15 protein-coding genes are annotated in these 16,205 nt (G+C 64.9%); 1 reads left to right on the forward strand and 14 read right to left on the reverse strand.

All coding sequences use genetic code 11. The annotated features are described in order from the left end of the window. Positions 1-7 precede the first annotated feature (7 nt). The 14 genes from ACK4SV_RS08680 to ACK4SV_RS08745 all read right to left on the reverse strand — a co-directional run bounded on the left by ACK4SV_RS08680 (position 8) and on the right by ACK4SV_RS08745 (position 14,928). Positions 8-607 (reverse strand): malonic semialdehyde reductase, encoded by a 600-nt coding sequence (locus tag ACK4SV_RS08680; protein ID WP_409917426.1) that lies wholly within the window; start codon positions 605-607, stop codon positions 8-10. 58 nt (positions 608-665) lie between these two features. Then, positions 666-1,235, reverse strand: coding sequence for a NifU family protein (locus ACK4SV_RS08685; protein ID WP_409917427.1), 570 nt, complete (start codon positions 1,233-1,235; stop codon positions 666-668). 52 nt (positions 1,236-1,287) lie between these two features. Further along, complete coding sequence (locus ACK4SV_RS08690) at positions 1,288-2,358, reverse strand: hypothetical protein (RefSeq protein WP_409917428.1); 1,071 nt, start codon at positions 2,356-2,358, stop codon at positions 1,288-1,290. Positions 2,359-2,556: 198 nt separating this feature from the next. Next, positions 2,557-3,591: a tryptophan--tRNA ligase gene (gene trpS, locus ACK4SV_RS08695; protein WP_409917429.1), complete on the reverse strand. Its 1,035-nt coding sequence runs from the start codon at positions 3,589-3,591 to the stop codon at positions 2,557-2,559. Between the two features lie 24 nt (positions 3,592-3,615). Continuing rightward, entirely contained in the window at positions 3,616-5,172 is a 1,557-nt protein-coding gene (gene murJ, locus ACK4SV_RS08700; protein ID WP_409917430.1) for a murein biosynthesis integral membrane protein MurJ, read from the reverse strand. A gap of 23 nt (positions 5,173-5,195) precedes the next feature. Then, on the reverse strand, positions 5,196-8,039 hold the full coding sequence (locus ACK4SV_RS08705) for a [protein-PII] uridylyltransferase (RefSeq protein ID WP_409917431.1): 2,844 nt from the start codon (positions 8,037-8,039) through the stop codon (positions 5,196-5,198). Positions 8,040-8,086: 47 nt separating this feature from the next. After that, the gene (locus tag ACK4SV_RS08710; RefSeq protein WP_409917432.1) at positions 8,087-8,455 is read right to left on the reverse strand and encodes an EthD domain-containing protein; all 369 of its coding nucleotides are present in this window, start codon (positions 8,453-8,455) and stop codon (positions 8,087-8,089) included. After that, a complete protein-coding gene (locus ACK4SV_RS08715) occupies positions 8,452-9,687 on the reverse strand; it encodes an acyl-CoA dehydrogenase family protein (RefSeq protein WP_409917433.1) in 1,236 nt (411 codons plus the stop codon). Before ACK4SV_RS08715 ends, ACK4SV_RS08710 begins: the two co-directional genes overlap by 4 nt. A 75-nt stretch (positions 9,688-9,762) precedes the next feature. Next, entirely contained in the window at positions 9,763-10,512 is a 750-nt protein-coding gene (gene truA, locus ACK4SV_RS08720) for a tRNA pseudouridine(38-40) synthase TruA (protein ID WP_409917434.1), read from the reverse strand. Between the two features lie 31 nt (positions 10,513-10,543). Beyond that, positions 10,544-10,816 (reverse strand): SemiSWEET family sugar transporter, encoded by a 273-nt coding sequence (locus ACK4SV_RS08725; RefSeq protein ID WP_409917435.1) that lies wholly within the window; start codon positions 10,814-10,816, stop codon positions 10,544-10,546. 66 nt (positions 10,817-10,882) lie between these two features. After that, entirely contained in the window at positions 10,883-11,827 is a 945-nt protein-coding gene (gene fmt / locus ACK4SV_RS08730; RefSeq protein ID WP_409917436.1) for a methionyl-tRNA formyltransferase, read from the reverse strand. A 96-nt stretch (positions 11,828-11,923) separates the two neighbouring features. Next, entirely contained in the window at positions 11,924-12,454 is a 531-nt protein-coding gene (def, locus tag ACK4SV_RS08735) for a peptide deformylase (protein ID WP_409917437.1), read from the reverse strand. A 42-nt stretch (positions 12,455-12,496) separates the two neighbouring features. Further along, entirely contained in the window at positions 12,497-13,804 is a 1,308-nt protein-coding gene (locus tag ACK4SV_RS08740) for a DNA recombination protein RmuC (RefSeq protein WP_409917438.1), read from the reverse strand. 152 nt (positions 13,805-13,956) lie between these two features. Further along, positions 13,957-14,928 carry an NAD(P)H-dependent flavin oxidoreductase gene (locus tag ACK4SV_RS08745; RefSeq protein WP_409917439.1) on the reverse strand — a complete coding sequence of 324 codons (972 nt, stop codon included), beginning with the start codon at positions 14,926-14,928 and terminating at the stop codon, positions 13,957-13,959. 362 nt (positions 14,929-15,290) lie between these two features. Here ACK4SV_RS08745 and ACK4SV_RS08750 point away from each other — a divergent pair, with 362 nt between their 5' ends. After that, a complete protein-coding gene (locus ACK4SV_RS08750; protein ID WP_409917440.1) occupies positions 15,291-16,181 on the forward strand; it encodes a LysR family transcriptional regulator in 891 nt (296 codons plus the stop codon). Positions 16,182-16,205 lie beyond the last annotated feature (24 nt).

Genomic DNA, 16,205 nt, shown 5'->3' on the forward strand with positions numbered 1-16,205 from the left:
CTGGCGGTTAGTAGATGCGGCAGGCTTCGTCAAATTCGAGGCGCGGCGAGCGGGGGAAGAGTTTCGAGGAATCCCCGTGCCCCAGTGTGCAGATGAAATTCGCCCGCCAGTGCTGCATTTCGCCTTCCTGGCTCTCGAAATACTCGCGGTTCACGCCCGCCATGTCGAACCCGCTCATCGGCCCGCAATCGAGCCCGAGGGCGCGGGCGGCGATCATCAGATAGGCCGCCTGCAGCGTGCCATTGCGGATCGCCGTCTCTTCAGCATTGTTTGCAAACCAGTCTTTCGCGCCGGGATTGTGCGGGAAGAGTTTCGGCACCTTCTCCGCAAAGCGCAGGTCATACGCCATGATAACCGTCCACGGCGCAGTTCTCGTTTTCTCGCGATTGCCCTCGCTCATGAAGGGCAGGAGGCGCTCCTTGCCCTCCGGCGTCGTGACGAACACAAAGCGCGCCGGCGAGCAGTTCGCGCTGGTCGGCCCCATCTTGGCGAGGTCATGGACCGCCCGGATCAGCACTTCGGGAACGGACTTGTCCAGATACCCGTTCTGGCTGCGCGCATCCCGGAAGATGACATCGAGGGCAAGGTCGTTCACCGGATGGGTCATATTCTATCCTTCTGAAGAGTGGGGAAATTCTGGGCGTGGCGCGGGACGGCCGGACCGGTCAGAGCGCGGCTTCGACGGCCGTCACTTCCGGCACATAGGTGCGCAGCATATTCTCGATGCCCTGCTTCAGCGTCATGGTCGAGGACGGGCACCCGGCGCAGGCGCCGCGCAGGGACAGGTGCACGATGCCGGTATCGGCATCAAAGCGCTGGAAGGTGATATCGCCGCCATCCTGGGCAACGGCGGGGCGCACGCGCGTTTCGATCAATTCCTTGATCTCGTTGACGATCTCTGCGGTCTCCCCCTCATATTCCGCCTCGCCCGCATCGGCCCCGGCCTCTGCCTCGACGACCGGAAGCCCGGCCATGTAATGGTCCATGATCGCCGCGAGGACGAGGGGTTTCATCTGCCGCCAGTCCCGCGAGGGGTCCTTGCTTACGCTGACGAAATCACTGCCGAGGAAGACGCGGTCCACGCCCTCCACCTGGAACAGGGCGCGGGCGAGCAGGCTCTGGCGGGCGCTGGCGGCATCGGGATAATCGAACGACCCCAGCGCGCCGGCCACCGGCGGGCCGGGCAGGAACTTCACCGTATCGGGATTGGGGGTCGCTTCAGTCTGGATGAACATGCCGGGCCTTCCACTGGTCTCGGACCAGACATGGACCGCCCCGGCGGCCAGTTCAAGGCCGGGCGGTGTCCTCAGCGCCGGACGTCTCAAGCGCCGCCGTATCCGTCGTGCCCGCTTCCGGCTCCACCGGCGTCATCAGGGCCGCAAGGTGGCGGGAGGCCTCTTCTGCCTCGAGCAGGAAGAACGCCATCGTGGCAAGGTGGTTCGGCGTCAAGGTCGCCGCGTCCGACTGGTTGGAGACCAGAAGCGGCTTCATCACGGCGGCCCGGGCCCAGGCAGCCTGCGTGCGCTGGGCAGCGACGGCAAGGCGTGTCTCGCCCAGTTGATAGGACTTCGCCTTGGAGGCGGTGAACATCTCATGCGCAATGTGCGCTCGGGATTTTGCGCGGTAGACTGCGGCGATATCCGCCTGGCTCGCCGGCCAGCCGGCCTGTTCGGCATTGATCAGGTCTGACAGGGCGGCACGATCCTCGGCTGCCCAGTCGGCGAACAGGGCGAGTTCTGCCGGCAGGATTTCTTCCGGCATCGGCCGCATGGCGAGCCCGCGCGAGGCGCGCGTGTCAAACCGGTTGAGCGCCTGAGCCGCTGCGGTCAGCCGCGGGCGCATCTTCTCATCATCTACCTCGACCAGCAGCCGCGATGCAATCGCGAGGTCGGCGTCCGGCGCGCCATCGGTCAGGGCGATGCGCGAGATGAGGTCTACATGCTGCGAAAGCGCTTCGGCGGTTCCGGCCTGCCAGGCTGGCAGGGCGGTCAGGCGGGCCTGCGGATGCCAGGCCGGGCGGTTCGACGCCCAGCCGGGACCTTCCAGCTCCCGGGCAATCTTGTGCACGGCAATCGCAATGCTCGGAACGGCCCAGTTCTCTTCGGGCGGAATCACAATGGTGCGATCATCAATCGTGCTCGACAGCACGATGGCGGCGGGATAGCCGACGATGGCTCCTACAATGGCGGCAACAATCACGAAACGTTTGAAGCCGCGCCAGACTTTCTGGAAGCCGACCATGATCGGACTGGGCTCGGCATACTCCAGCGCAATGAAATGAGGCGGAGTCTCCGGCGCGCGCGGAGCCTCTTTTTCTTCATACGCCTTCGGTAGCTTTGCTGCCGCTGCTGCCGTCATCCCGCTGTGCCGCTTTCGTAGGTCAGGTGGCCCCGATGAATTCATGCGCAGTATGGGCTGCGCATCCCCTTATTAACAGGCGCAGAATGCATGAAATTTCAGCAATTCCGACCACCGCGAAAGAACCATGCAATCTGTATGCCCGTCGCAGCGATTCTGGCACGACCATTGTAGGATGCAAGTTGATGATGGCGGAAATCAGGCGCCCCAGAACCCGACTGTGCGGCGCACATCCTGCATGACCGGTTCAGACACCGCGCGGGCCCGCTCTGCGCCGTCTGCCAGCACCCGGTCGATACCCTCCGGATCGGCCAGCAGCTCCCGGTAGCGGGCCGTGATCGGGGCGAGATGGGCGACCGTCACCTCCGCGAGCGCCGGCTTGAACGCGCCGAAGCCCTTGCCCTCGAACTCGGCGAGCACCGAGGTGGCCGTCTGTCCTGACAGGGCGGCGTAAATGCCCACGAGATTGGCCACTTCCGGGCGCCCTTCGAGGCCCTCGACCGTGCCCGGAATAGGCTCGGCGTCGGTCTTGGCGCGCTTGATCTTGTTGGCGATGGCATCGGCATCGTCGATCAGGTTGATGCGGCTGAGGTCCGAGGGATCGGACTTCGACATCTTCTTCGTGCCGTCCTTGAGGCTCATGATCCGGGCACCCGGGCCCTGGATCATCGGCTCGGGCAGCGGGAAGAAACCCGGCGCGCCATATTCGCGGTTGAACCGCTCGGCGATGTCGCGGCTGAGTTCCAGATGCTGCTTCTGGTCCTCGCCGACTGGCACATGGGTCGCCTTGTAGGCGAGTATGTCAGCCGCTTGCAGCACCGGATAGGTGAAGAGGCCCACAGAGGCCCGCTCGGCATCCTTGCCGGCCTTGTCCTTGAACTGGGTCATCCGCTCGACCCAGCCCATCCGCGCGACGCAGTTGAAGATCCAGGCAAGCTCCGCATGTGCCAGCACTGCAGATTGCGGAAAGATCACCGACTTTGCCGGGTCCACGCCTGCGGCCATGAAGGCGGCGGCAATCTGGCGGGTCTGCGAGACGAGCGCGCCCTTTTCCACCGGCAGGGTGATGGCGTGCAGGTCGACGACGCAGAACAGGCAGTCATGCCCGGCCTTCTGCAGGTCTGCGAACTTCTTCAGCGCGCCGAGATAATTGCCGAGATGCAGGTTCCCGGTCGGCTGGACGCCGGAAAACACGCGCATCGGCCCGGAATAGGTGGGGGTCGTATCAGTCATGGGTCGGGCGTTTAGCGCGTTTGCTCAGCGGCGCAAAGCCTGACGGATGTCCCGCACCCGAACAGCCCCGGTCAGGAAGGCCGCGCCGGTATAAATGAAGCCGCCCGAGAAGATGATCGCCGCCGCCGCGAGCGCCTTGGAGCCGTAAAGCGCGCCCTGGATTGCCGGCAGCTGCCACAGCATCAGCCAGATCGCCGCCGACAGGATCAGCGTGGCAAGCCCCGCCCGGACCAGGCCGGAAACCGCCGCAGGCCCCGGCCTGTACCAGCCGCGCTGGGCCAGCGTCAGCGCCAGCAGTCCGGCATTGACCCAGGAGGCCGCGCTGGTCGCCATCGCAAGGCCGGTAAAGCCGAGCCCGCCGGACTGTTTCAGCCACAGGAACAACCCGGCGCCCAGCAGCGTGTTGATCACCACCGAGACGAGCGCAAAGCGCATCGGCGTCTGCGTATCCTCCCGCGCAAAGAAGGGCGGAGCGAGCACCTTTATCAGCACGAAGGCGGGCACACCCCAGGCGAAGTGGAACAGCGCCGCGCCGGCAGCCTGTGCATCCGCCGCCGTGAACTCCCCGCGCGCGAAGAAGGCATCGATCAGGAACACCGGTGCAATCATCAGCGCAGCCGCGGCCGGCAGGGTCAGCGCCATGGCAAGGCCGAGGCCTTCATCCATTGTGCGCCGGCCGCCCTCGCCGTCCCCTGCCCGCGCCGCGCGGCTGAGGCGCGGCAGGATGGCGACACCCACCGCAACGCCGACGAGGCCCAGCGGCAGCTGGTAGAGCCGGTCAGCGGCATAGAGCCAGCTCTTGGCGCTGACCTCGAAACTGGCGAGCGACTGGCTGACGATGATGTTGATCTGGGTGCCGGAGGCCGCAATCGTGCCCGGCACGGCGAGCATCAGCACCTTCTTCACCGCCGGGGTCAGGCGCGGCCAGCCGATCAGGCTGAGGCGCACTTTCTGGCGCGAGACGCCCCACCAGAGCAGCGCCGCCTGCAATACCCCCGCGAGGCAGAAGGCAATTGCCGCATACTGGGTCGTCACCACCGGCGTCGTGCCCAGAAGGCCCGCCGGGATCAGGCAGAAATTGAGCACGGTCGGCGCGCCCGCCGACAGGATGAACCGCTCCGCCGAATTGAGCACGCCGGAGAGCAGCGCGCTGATCGCCATGAAGGTCAGGTAAGGCATCGTGATGCGCGTCAGCATCACGGCGAGGCCGTAATGTTCCGGGTCATCCGCCTGCCCGCCATGGATGATCAGCAGCACCCAGGGCATGAACAGCTGCGCAAGGATCGTGAGCGCCGCCGTCAGTGCAAACAGCACCCGCAGCGCTTCTTGCGCCACTTTCTGCGCCGCCTCCGGCCCGTCCGCCTCCAGCGTGCGGGCATAGGCCGGCACAAAGGCCGAGGCGAACGCCCCTTCGGCGAAGATGCGCCGGAACAGGTTCGGGAATTGCTGCGCGGTAGCCCAGGCATCGCCCACGGGCCCCGTGCCGATCTTGGCGGCGAGGATCACATCCCGGATCAGGCCAAGGATGCGGCTCGCCATTGTGAGCGAGGCTTGGACGGCGGTGTTGCGGGCGATACTCATGGCTCTCCCGCTTGGCGGAATTCTCAGAAACTGTCCACGGCCCGCGACCGGCGCAGCTTGCGCGCGGGGGTTTCGGGCCCGTCTGGTTCCTCGCGCGAAAGTACGGCGAGAAGACGCTCGCGCAGTGTTTCTTTGCGGGCCTTGGTCAGCGCCGGCGCGCCGGGCTCCGGCTCGACATAAAAGGCGTCGAACACCCGCTCGCCATAGGAGCCGACATGCGCCGAATGGATCGACAGCTTCATGTCGGTCAGCACCTCGGCCACCTCATGCAGAAGGCCCGGCCGGTCGCGGGCGGCAACATCGATCACCGTATATTCGGCTGATAGATCATCATGGATCTGCACCGAGGGCTGGACAAGGAAAGCCGCTTCCCGCCGCCCGGCGCGCGACTTCACCGTTCCGGTCGGCACCTCGCCGCCGAGCGCCTTGACGATCGCCTGTTCCAACCTTGCCAGCCTCGGCCCGTCGCCCTCGCCATAGGGCAGGCCGCGATGGTCCTGCAGCATGAACACGTCGACGATGCGCCCGCCGCGCGAGGTGAACACCTGCGCCGCGACGATGTTCGCGCCCATGCGTGCGAGCGTTCCGGCAAGGTCTGCAAACAGCCCGCTGCGATCCTTGCCGGAAACGAATAGCGCCACCGCGCCGCTTTCCGGGACAAGGCGCGTTGTGACCACATCCCCGCCCTTCGCGAGCGTTCCCGCGTGCCAGGCAATGTCGTCCGGATCAAACCCGGTCCAATAAGCCGTCTCGAGCTCCAGGAGCAGTGAGGGAACAGAGCCCAGCCGCTCGATCAGCATTTCGCGGCGCCTCTCGGCCCGGCGCTCAAGCTCGGCATGGATCGCGGCCTCATCGGTCCGCCCGCCGCGCAGGGCGGCGGCGGTATTGTGGTAAAGGTCAGCCAGCAGCTGACCTTTCCAGGCGTTCCAGACCGAGGGCCCGACCGCAGAAATGTCCGCCACGGTCAGGATATAGAGCAGCCGGAGCCGTTCCAGCGAGCCGACGAGGCGGGCGAAGGTGACCACCGTGCGCGGATCGCTGACATCCCGCTTCTGCGCGGTCTCGCTCATCTCGAGGTGATGGCCGACGAGCCAGACGACCAGGTCCGTCTCCTCCTCCGGCAGGCCGAGGCGTTCGCACGCACGGCGCGCGGTGCGCATTCCCGCTTCCTGCTGGTCGCCTTTGCCCTTGCCGGTATCGTGCAGGAGCATCGCGAGGTACAGCGCGCGGCGGTTCTCGATCTGGCTGAACAGTTCGGTTGCAAGCGGCGAAATGGAGCGGCGGTTGTGCTCGAGGTCCGCGATCGACTCGACCGCGCGCAGCGTATGTTCATCGACCGTGTAATGATGATACATGTTGAATTGGGTCTGCGCGACGATGGCGCCAAACTCCGGGATCGCGCGGCCCAGCACGCCGGCTTCATTCATCCGGCGCAGGACCTGGCCGGGGTCGTTGCCGCCGAGGATCGTGTCGAGGATCAGCGCTTGCGCCGGCGGCGTTTCCCGAACGCTTTCATTCAGGCTACGGAGGTTGCGCGTCAAGGCCGTCAGGGCCGCCGGATGGATGTCCTTGCCTTCCCGCCGCGCGACAGTGAACAGGCGGATCATGTTCAGCGGGTCGGCCGCCATCACGTCTTCGCCCGTGATGTTTATTCGGCCGGTGTCAATCATGAATCCGGGCTCCGCCAGCGGCTGCGGTGCACGCGCGGGCAGGAAGCGGCGCAGGCCTTCAGGCTTTTTCTTGTGCTCGGCTTCCAGCTTTGCCGCGAGGATGCGCGTCAACCCTCCGACATCCTTGGCGATCAGGAAATAGCGCTTCATGAACCGCTCGACGCCCTGCTGGCCGGTGCGGTCGCGGTAGCCCATCCGGGCAGCAATCTCGGGCTGCAGGTCAAAGCTCAGCCGGTCTTCGGCGCGGCCCGTGACGAAATGGATGTGGCAGCGCACGGTCCACAGGAACCGCGCCGCGCGGATGAACACAGCGTACTCATGATCCGTGAACGGACCAGCCTTCATCACCTGTTCCAGAGTGCCGCCGCCATACATATGCTTGGCGATCCAGTAGAGCGTCTGCAGGTCGCGAAGTCCGCCCTTGCCCTCCTTCAGGTTCGGCTCGACTACATAGCGCGCGTCTCCAACGCGGCCATGGCGCGCATCGCGCTCGGCCAGCTTGTCAGCGATGAACTGCGCATCGCGGCCCTTCACGGCCTCGCGCTGGAACAGAGCCATCATGTCATCCGCCAGCGCCCTGTCGCCGCAGATGAAGCGGGCGTCCAGGAGGCTGGTCTTGATCGTCACATCCTCCGCCGCCAGCTTGATACAGTCCATCGGTGTACGGAAGGCATTGCCCACCTTCAGCCCCATGTCCCATAGGGCATAGAGCATGTATTCGATCACGCTCTCCGTATGCGGACTGGCCTTGTAGGCCCGCAGGAACAGGAGGTCCGTATCCGAGGACGGCGCCATCACGCCCCGCCCATATCCGCCGGTTGCCAGAATGGCGATCCGTTCGGCCTCGGTGGGGTTGGAGGCGCGGTGCACATGCGTCACCGTGAAATCATAGAGCGCGTGGATCACCTCATCCTGCACCGCCGCGAGCAGGCGCGCCGTATCCAGCCCGTCCGCCCCCTGCTGCAGGCGCTCCTGCGCGATCAGGCGCCCACGGAACATCGCCCCGTGCAGATGGTTCAGGGCCTGCTTGCGGGCATCTGCCGGGCTCGTGATATTGTCGAGCGCCGCTGCGGTGAGCTTCACGCGCAGGGCGCGCCCGTCGATAATGTCGGCGATACGCCATTTGCCGGGCCGCCGCGCGAGGGGCGTGCGGCCGGGATGGGTCAGGGCGGTGGGGTGGCTCGTCTTAGAGGTCATGCGGGGCGCAACATAGCAGCTTTCCCTGCCCCGGCTACGGCCCGCAATCATCCCACAAAAGGATGCACCCGGTTGAACCAGAGCGGGGAATTTGCGAGGTCTATGAAGCGCTTCTCATCCTCCAGCAGCTCCTGCGCCGCCTCGGCCGCGCCGGGCTTTGCGCCTGCCGCGCGCATGGCCTCCTCGCTCTCGAAACAGATCTCGGCAATGCCGTCATAGGGCTCCGGCCCGCCGCGCGAGGCCCGGATGCCGGCACTCAGCTCATCAAAGCCGGCATGGACCTGCTCATAGCGCGCAATCCCCAGCACCCCTGCCCGCGCCGCGACCAGCGGGGCGTGCACCTCGCGCCAGTAGCGCTGGAATTCCTCCCGGCTCAGATGCGGCAGACGCCGGAGGCAGAAGGTGAGCTTGATCACAACAGGTCGCCCCCGGCGGCGGCGGCCGTCGTGCCATCCTTCTTGAAGGCGCGGATGACATTCTTGCCCGTGATCCATTTGTGCACCTCGTCCGGCCCGTCCACGAGACGCTGCGAGCGGATATGGGTGTACCAGGCCGCCAGCGGCGTATCGAGCGAATAGCCGAGCGCGCCATGCAGCTGGATGGCGGTGTCGACCACCTTGTGCACCATATTGGCGAGGAACACCTTGGCGATGCCGTTCTCCTGCCGGATGTCGAGGCCATTCTCCGCCTTGTAGGCAATGTGCATCAGCATCAGCCGGGCGATGTAGAGCTGGCTCGCGCACTCGGCCAGCATGAACTGGACGCCCTGCCGGTCCTCAAGCCCCTTCCCGAAGGTTGAGCGGCTGGTGACTTGCTCCGTCGCCAGATCAAGCGCGCGCTGGGCCATCGCCACATTGTGCATCCCGTGGCGCAGGCGCCCATAGGCGAGCCGGTGCTGGCCCATCGCAAAGCCCATCCCTTCCCCACCCAGAAGATTGGCCTCAGGCACGATAAGGTTGTCGATCTTCACCTCGGCATGGCCGCCGCCCATCTCGGCATAATGCTTTCCGTGTACGGCCATTGTGGGGATGTCGCGCAGGATCTGGTAGCCGGGGTTCGGCAGCTCGACGATGAAGGTGGAGAATTGCTGATGGCGCGGCGCCTCCGGATTCGTCCGGGCCATGACGACCGCGATATCCGCCGCCGTCGCCGCAGAGGAGAACCATTTCTCGCCATTCAGGACATAATTGCCCTTGCCGTCCTTCACGGCGGAGGTGCGCATCCCGGTCGCATCCGCGCCGGCAGCCTTCTCCGTCATGGAATAGCAGACACGCTTTTCCCCATTCAGGATCGGCTTCAGGAATTTTTCCTTCTGGTAGTCCGTGCCATGCGCCAGCAGCGTCAGCATCGTCGCATCATCCGGCCCCTGAGAATTCATCGAGAGCGCGCCAAGATGGCTCTGACCAAGCTCCATCTGCACCAGCGCATTCGCCAGCGGACCAAGCCCCATCCCGCCATGCTCCTTCGGGATGAACGGCAGCCAAAGCCCCTCCGCCCGCGCCTTCTGGCGCAGCTTGGCTAGCACCTCCTTGAAAGGCTTGCCGGCGGCCATCTCCTTCTCCGCCGGGATACATTCTTCCTGCACCCAGCGGCGCACCCGCGCACGCACTTCCTGCGCCTCTTCCGGAATCGTGAAATCGATGGCCATTGTCGCTTCCTCCCATATTGTCTTTGGGAGGGAGGCTAACCCCGGAAGCGCCCGGCCACAAAGCCTGCCTTCGGGTCAGCCGGGCGGCGCGCCATAATCAACGCGCTCCAGATACAGCCCGTCGGCTGGCGCGACCGGGCCGCAGCGCGCGCGGTCTGCCGCCTCGAGTATCTCGCGCATCCAGCCGACAGGATTACGACCGCGGCCAACCTCGACGAGGCTGCCGACCATCGAGCGTACTTGCCGGTGGATGAAACTCGGCGCGGAGCATGTGAACTCGATCCGCTCGCCATAGCGCGCCACATCAAACCGCCACAGCGTCTTGACCGGACTCAGCGCCTGGCATTCAGCGTCGCGGAAGGTGGAGAAATCATGCGTCCCGACAAGCGCCTGCGCCGCTTCATGCATCGCCTCGGCATCGAGCTTCGAGGGCACCCGCCAGGCAAGGCCGCGGTCCAGTGCAAGATCAGCCCGGCGGTTGATCACCACATAGCGATAATGCCGGCCAGTTGCAGAGAAACGGGCGTGGAAATCCTCATCCACCCGCTCCGCTTTCAGCACGGCAATCGGGTGCGGGCGCAGGTGGAAATTCATCGCATCGGCGACCTTGTCCGGCCGGTCCTGGCGCAAATCCATATGCGCGACCTGCCCAGTCGCGTGAACGCCGGCATCGGTGCGCCCCGCGCCGAAGACCTCCACCGGCCCGCCATCGAGCTTTGCGGCCGCCTCTTCCAGCGCCGCCTGGACCGTCTGCTTGCCCGGCAGTCTCATCCAACCCTGATAGGGTCCGCCATGATATTCGATCAGGAGCTTGTAACGCGGCATCCCTGCCCGCTGCCAAAGCCGGAGGCCGGGGTCAACCGGTCTCGCGTGAATGCCTGAGCTTCAGCCAGATGATCACTGAGAAATTGACCAGCGCCACCGCGTTCCAGAACACGATGCTGAAGGCGCCCTGCAGCCAGCCATAAATGCCCCAGAGCACCGCCCCGGTCAGCGCCATCAGGAACATGGAGAGGGAAACGTCCCGCGCCTGCCTTGTGCGGAGGATCTTGATCGCCTGCGGGGCGGAGGCAAACGTGCCAAACAGCCCGGCCACCAGGCCGAGGATTTCAATGGATGAGAGCTGCATTGAATTGGCCTTTCAGCCGGAAGGTGCCTTGAGATAGGTCATTGAGCCGGAAGCCGACTTGAATCCTTAGGACAACAGCCCGCCAGCCGCCAGCGGCGACCCTGCCAAAAACTCCCGCGCCTCCAGCGGCTTGCCGCCCGGCTTCTGGAGTTTCAGGAGGCGCACGGCCCGGCCATCGCCGCAGGCGACGGCCAGCCGGTCATCAATCAGCGCTCCGGGCGGCGCTGCCGGATTCCAAAGGTCCGTCAGCTCACTGAACAGGATCTTCAGCCGCACAGGCCCCTGCCCCAGATCGGCCTCGCACCACGCTCCTGGCGCCGGGGAAAGCCCCCGTATCTGGCAATCAATTTCCGCCGCCGGGCGGGTCCAGTCGATGCGCAGGTCAGCGGCGGTGATCTTGTGGGCATAAGTCACGCCCTCCTCCGCCTGCGGATGAGGCACAAGGCTGCCATCGGCAAGCCCCGCCAGCGCGCGCGGGGCAAGCTCTGCAGCCAGCGCCGCGAGCCGGTCATGCAGGCTGCCAGCCGTATCTGCCGGTGTGATAGGTGTACGGACGGATGCAATCACCGGGCCGGTATCGAGGCCGGCTTCCATCATCATGGCGTCGATGCCGGTTTCGGTATCGCCCGCCATGATCGCCCGCTGGATCGGCGCGGCGCCCCGCCAGCGCGGCAGGATCGAGGCGTGCATGTTGAGACAGCCCATGCGCGGTGCATCCAGCACGGCCTGCGGCAGGATAAGCCCATAGGCAACGACCACGGCAGCATCGAGGTTCAGCGCCGCAAACGCCTCCTGCGCGTCTGCGCCCTTCAGCGATTTCGGCGTGCGCACCTCCAGCCCCCGCGCCTCGGCGAAGGCGTGCACGGGCGTCGGCGTCAGCTTCTGGCCCCGCCCCGCCGGACGCGGAGGCTGTGAATAGACGCAGGCAATCTCATGGCCCGCCGCAATCAGCGCCTCCAGCGCGCCAAGCGCAATGCCGGGGCTTCCCATGAACGCAATGCGGAGAGGCATCAGGTAAGGCTCCATCCGGTCCGGGCGCACCGGAACATCATTCGGGGCAGCCTGACAAGCAGGCCCGCAGCCCGGCGGGACGCAGAATAACGGAGGTCAGTTCGCGTCTTCGCGGATCGCGCGGATTTTCGCCTTGCGGACCTTGTCGATCGCCCGCTCGCGCTTCAGGCGAGAGAGGTAATCGATAAACAGCGTGCCTTCCAGATGGTCCATCTCATGCTGGATACAGACCGCATAGAGGTCCTCGGCCCATTCCTCGACCGGGTTGCCGTTATAATCGAGATACCGGATGCGGCAGCGCGCCGGGCGCTCGATGGCATCGAAGATCTCCGGCACAGAGAGACAGCCCTCTTCGTAAGGCTTTGTTTCCTCAACCGTTTCGAGAATTTCGGGATTCACGAAATAGCGCGGCTGGGGCTCTTCATCCTCGCGCGCCAGATCCATCACGATCACCCGCAGCGGCACACCGATCTGGATCGCAGCCAGGCCAATGCCCGGCGCGTCATACATCGTTTCGAGCATGTCATCCATCAGCGCGCGGATTTCGTCGGTCACCCCGCCCTCGACGGGCTTGGACACCTGCTTCAGGTGCGGATCAGGAACGGTAAGGATTTCGCGTATGGCCATCTTCGCCAGATATGCACCCCTTCCGCCCGCGTCAATGTCCGTTCACTCGGCCGCCACATCGCCGGGTCCGGTATAGCCGAGTTCCGGGGCGCGGCGCACCTCGCTCGCGCGTTTGTCCAGCCGCTGCGGGTCGTCCGGGGCGGCATCTTCCGACGTGATCTTGAGGCTCTCCATTTTCCGCAGGCTGGGCAGGACCCGGGTTTCGACAGAGCCGACCATCTTGTTATAGGCATCGACCGAACCGTTCAGCTGCTTACCCAGCTTGTCCATGTGTTCCAGCACCTTGCCGATGCGCGTGTAGAGGGTCATCGCCTCCTCGGCGGCTGCCTTGGCATTTTCGTTCTGATGGTGCTGGCGCCAGAGGTGAGCAACCGTCCGGGCAAGCGCGATCAGGGTCGTCGGTGTCGTGACAATCACCGATCTGTTCATGGCTTTCTCGATCAGGTCCGGCGCATGTTTCAGGGCCTCGGCGAAGAAATTCTCCCCGGGAATAAACATCACCACATAGTCGAACCGGTTGCCGAGATTGGACTGGTAGTCTTTCGAGGACAGCGTCTGGACATGCCGCTGGACGCTGGACGCATGCGCCTTCAGGTGCGCCTCGATCTGGGCGGGATCTGCTGCGGCATGGGCCGCCAGATAGGCATCCAGCGACACTTTCGAATCGACCACAATCTGCCGGTCGCCCGGCAGGCGGATGACCGCATCGGGGCGCTGGCGGCCGGCTGCGGTCTGATCATGGACCTGCTCGGAAAAGTCGCAATGTTCTGACAATCCGGCCTGTTCCATCACATTGCGCAGCGTCATCTCGCCCCAGCGCCCGCCGCCCTTTGGCGCTGACAGGGCGGTAACCAGCTTGTTGGTCTCCTGCGTATTCCTCTGAAGGCTTTCGCCGATGGCCAGAACCTGCGTCTGCAGGGCCGATTTGTCCTCCACCCTCACCTTCTCGAGTTCGCCGACACGTTTGGCGAATTCTTCCAGGCTGAGGCCGATCGGTTTGACGAGCTCGCTGATCTGGCTCTGCGTGCCCTCCTTGTGGCGGGTGAATGTCTCATTGGCGAGTTGCAGGAACTGTTCATTCGCCTGCGCCAGCACGCCTTGCGCCATCTGGGCGAACTTGCGCTCGTCCTCGGCGCTGCGCGCCTCGGAGGCGGCGAGTTTGAGCTCCGCATCGCGGGCGACCGCTTCCAGCGTCTGCTCGCGCTGGCGCAGCCTGTCCAGCTCCGCGCGTTCAAGGGCGGTGCGTTGCCGGGTGGTCCACACGAAAGCCGCAAGGACCACCGCAATCAGCAGCAACAGGACATGCACCATGTCCAATCCGGCAGAACCAATGGTGATCACAGGAGACATGACGGCCCTTTCCGAAGCGCCGCCAGAACATATTCGGAACGAATACGCCTTGTCTACACCCCAGCGGCGAGCGGATACGTCTCCGCCGGGGAATTCCACAGGCCGCCAGAGGCAGGGTTAACGCGCGCGTCCTGCCACGCGCAGGGCGCTGCCTAGAGGAACCCGGCCAGCCGCTTCGTGATGATCGCCTCGGCGTCGCTCATGATCCGGTCGATCAGTTCCTTGCAGGTCGGGATGTCATAGATCAGCCCCGCCACCATGCCGCACGACCAGGCGCCTGCATCCATGTCGCCATCCTTCATGATGCGCGGATAGACGCCGGCGACTTCCTCGATGATGTCCTCGAACTTGATGTTCGCGCCAAGGGCTTTTTCCTTCTCCAGAAGGCGCTCGACCGCCGGATTGGTCAGCACGCGCTCGGTGTTGCGCAGGGGGCGCATGACGAGGCGGGTATCAAGCTCGGAGGCTGCCAGCAGCGCCTGCTTGACGTTCTCATGCACCGGCGCCTCTTTCGTGGCGATGAAGCGCGTGCCCATATTCATGCCTTCTGCGCCCAGCGCCATCGCCGCCACCAGCGACCGGCCATCGGCCATGCCGCCCGACGCGATGAACGGGATTTCCAGCTCATCTGCGGCGCGCGGCAAGAGGATGAAGTTCGGCACATCATCCTCGCCCGGATGCCCGCCGCATTCGAACCCGTCGACCGAGACCGCATCGCACCCGATCTTCTGCGCCTTCAGCGCATGTCGGACAGCCGTGCATTTGTGGATCACCTTGATGCCATTGTCCTTCAGCACGGGCATTACCTGCACTGGATTGTTGCCGGCGGTCTCGACCACTTTCACGCCGCCTTCGATGATCGCCTTGATATAGCCCGGATAATCCGGCTGGTTCACCGAAGGCAGGAAGGTCAGGTTCACCCCGATCGGCTTGTCGGTCATGTCGCGGCAGCGCGCGATTTCATTCGCGAGGTCCGCCGGCGAACGCTGGGTGAGCGCTGTAATGATGCCAAGCCCGCCGGCATTCGAAACAGCTGCAGCCATCTCAGCGAAGCCGACAAAGTGCATGCCCCCCTGCACGATCGGATGCTGGATGCCGAGCATTTCGGTGATGCGGGTTTTCATGGCGGACCTCTCCTGACGTTTCTGGAAGCTAGCCGGCATCCTTGGCCAAGCGACACGCCGCCCGCAAGCGTGTCATCGCGTCAATGAAAAGGGGGGGTGGGAGAAAGGCGCCCGGAGCGCCTGGGGGACATTCGGCCCTTCAGGCGCCTTTCTCGAGCGGCACGAGCCGGGTGGGGACATGCACGTGGCCGCTGATGAGGTTTGACCCGGGCCAATGAGCCTGGATCCATTTTTTGGACCGCCAGCGCGCTTTTCCTGCTGCCCGGCGGGAGAGATCCATGATCCTGAAAGCTATTGAATTAACCAAACCGGTGTGTGTCAATGAAACGGCAAAGGCAGATTTGCACAGGGGTGGGGCAAAAATGCACGTCCAGAACTGGGACGATTACCGCTTCGTCGCGGTACTCGCCCGCAGCGGCACGGTGGCTGAGGCCAGCGTCCTGCTCGGTGTCGACAAGACAACCGTGAAACGGCGCATAAGGGCGCTCGAGGCCAGCCTCGGCTATCCCTTGTTCCTGCGTAGCGGCGCGCAGCATCATGCCCTGCCCGAGGCCGAACCCATCCTGACAGCCGCCCGCACGCTGGAAGCCGCGCTCGGCGGCGGGGCGCTCCCGGCTGGCCAGGATACCCAGGCCCTGACCGGAAACATCACCGTCACAACCACCGACTCTCTCTACCTCTCCGGCATCAGCGAGATTATCGACGCCTTCCAGTCCCGCCATCCGGCGCTGCGAATCGATCTCCTCGTGACGACGCGAAAGCTCCAGCTGGAAAAGATGGAGGCCGATGTGGCCATCCGTCCGTCAGACTCCCCGCCAGACAATTTTGTCGGCCGAAGGGTCTGCGACCTTGCCTTCGGCGTTTATGCGAGCCCAGCCTATCTCGCCTCCCATACCGGCAAGCGGCGCGACCAGCACGCCTGGCTTACCGTCAGTGACAGCATGACGAACTCCCCGCCCGGCCGCTGGAACGAGGCTTTCGTTCCCAAGGACCGGCGTGTCCTTCGCGCGGACAGCTTTATTGCGATTGCCGAAGCCTGCCGCCTTGGCAGGGGCGCCGCGCTTCTGCCGAAAGCCTATGCGGCGCGCCTGCCAGACCTGGTGCCCCTCGACCATCTGATGGAGTCGCCGCTGGCCACCGGCCTCTGGCTGCTGACCCATTCAGACCTGCGCCAGAACCCCCGCGTGCGGGCCTTCATGGATCATCTCGGCCGGCGCCTGTCTCGGGCCAAGTCACGTTTTGCGGGCGGCTGACGCGGGGGCGGCATTGCGGCGCCA

Source organism: Hyphomonas sp., assembly GCF_046313735.1.
Classification (GTDB): Bacteria; Pseudomonadota; Alphaproteobacteria; order Caulobacterales; family Hyphomonadaceae; genus Hyphomonas.

Bases quoted from the DNA above. Each gene is read 5' to 3' on its own strand.
- ACK4SV_RS08680 (WP_409917426.1), bottom strand. From the start codon at position 607: ATGACCCATCCGGTGAACGACCTTGCCCTCGATGTCATCTTCCGGGAT.
- ACK4SV_RS08685 (WP_409917427.1), bottom strand. From the start codon at position 1,235: ATGTTCATCCAGACTGAAGCGACCCCCAATCCCGATACGGTGAAGTTC.
- ACK4SV_RS08690 (WP_409917428.1), bottom strand. From the start codon at position 2,358: ATGACGGCAGCAGCGGCAGCAAAGCTACCGAAGGCGTATGAAGAAAAA.
- trpS (WP_409917429.1), bottom strand. From the start codon at position 3,591: ATGACTGATACGACCCCCACCTATTCCGGGCCGATGCGCGTGTTTTCC.
- murJ (WP_409917430.1), bottom strand. From the start codon at position 5,172: ATGAGTATCGCCCGCAACACCGCCGTCCAAGCCTCGCTCACAATGGCG.
- ACK4SV_RS08705 (WP_409917431.1), bottom strand. From the start codon at position 8,039: ATGACCTCTAAGACGAGCCACCCCACCGCCCTGACCCATCCCGGCCGC.
- ACK4SV_RS08715 (WP_409917433.1), bottom strand. From the start codon at position 9,687: ATGGCCATCGATTTCACGATTCCGGAAGAGGCGCAGGAAGTGCGTGCG.
- truA (WP_409917434.1), bottom strand. From the start codon at position 10,512: ATGCCGCGTTACAAGCTCCTGATCGAATATCATGGCGGACCCTATCAG.
- ACK4SV_RS08725 (WP_409917435.1), bottom strand. From the start codon at position 10,816: ATGCAGCTCTCATCCATTGAAATCCTCGGCCTGGTGGCCGGGCTGTTT.
- fmt (WP_409917436.1), bottom strand. From the start codon at position 11,827: ATGCCTCTCCGCATTGCGTTCATGGGAAGCCCCGGCATTGCGCTTGGC.
- def (WP_409917437.1), bottom strand. From the start codon at position 12,454: ATGGCCATACGCGAAATCCTTACCGTTCCTGATCCGCACCTGAAGCAG.
- ACK4SV_RS08740 (WP_409917438.1), bottom strand. From the start codon at position 13,804: ATGTCTCCTGTGATCACCATTGGTTCTGCCGGATTGGACATGGTGCAT.
- ACK4SV_RS08745 (WP_409917439.1), bottom strand. From the start codon at position 14,928: ATGAAAACCCGCATCACCGAAATGCTCGGCATCCAGCATCCGATCGTG.
- ACK4SV_RS08750 (WP_409917440.1), top strand. From the start codon at position 15,291: ATGCACGTCCAGAACTGGGACGATTACCGCTTCGTCGCGGTACTCGCC.